1 protein-coding gene is annotated in these 799 nt (G+C 61.8%); it reads right to left on the bottom strand.

Annotation, left to right across the window (positions count from 1 at the left end; genetic code table 11):
• The coding region (locus tag DTF_RS27385) for a 2-oxoacid:acceptor oxidoreductase family protein (RefSeq protein WP_035057980.1) at positions 1-799 on the bottom strand (799 nt) is incomplete at both ends.

The following is a 799-nucleotide window of genomic DNA, read 5'->3' as shown; positions in this document are numbered from 1 at the left end:
ACAGACGAAGGAGCAGATGCCGCACTGGATGCAGAGCTCTTCGTCCCACACGGGGATGTCGACGGCGATGTTGCGCTTTTCGTACTTGGCGGTGCCGGTGGGGAAGGTGCCGTCGGCGGGCAGGGCGGAGACGGGGACGCTGTCGCCGAGTCCGTCGATGATGGGACCTAAGGTGTTGCGCACGAAATCGGGCGTTTCGGCGCCGAGGCCGGCCTTCATCCGCAGGGCGCTGTCGGCGCTCGCGGGGACGGCGACTTCCTCGATGTTCTCGAGGGCGACGTCGACGGCCTTGTTGTTCATGGCCAGTACCTTCTCGCCGGCCTTGGAGTAGCTCTTGACGATGGCGTCCTTGATCTCGCGGATCGCCTGGTCAAGGGGGATGATGTTGGAGATCTTGAAGAAGGCGGTCTGCATGATGACGTTGATGCGGGGGCCGAGGCCGATCTCGTTGCCGAGGCGCACGCCGTCGATGATGAAGAACTTGAGCTTCTTGTCGATGATCTGCTTCTGCACCTCGACGGGCAGATGGGCCCAGATCTCGTCCTTGCCGAAGGGGCTGTTGAGCAGGAAGGTGGCCCCTTCCTTGGCGCTGGCCAGCATGTCGTACTTCTCGAGGAAGGAGAAGTTGTGGCAGGCGACGAAGTCGGAGCTGTCGATCAGGTAGGGGGCGCGGATCTGCTCCTTGCCGAAGCGCAGGTGGCTGGTGGTCATGCTGCCGGCTTTTTTGGAGTCGTAGACGAAGTAGGCCTGCACGTTGTTGTCGGTGGTCTCGCCGATGATCTTGATGGAGTTCTTGTTG

The organism is Desulfuromonas sp. TF (assembly GCF_000472285.1).
In the GTDB taxonomy this organism is placed as follows: Bacteria; Desulfobacterota; Desulfuromonadia; order Desulfuromonadales; family ATBO01; genus ATBO01.
This window is presented reverse-complemented; position numbering and strand designations above follow the sequence as displayed.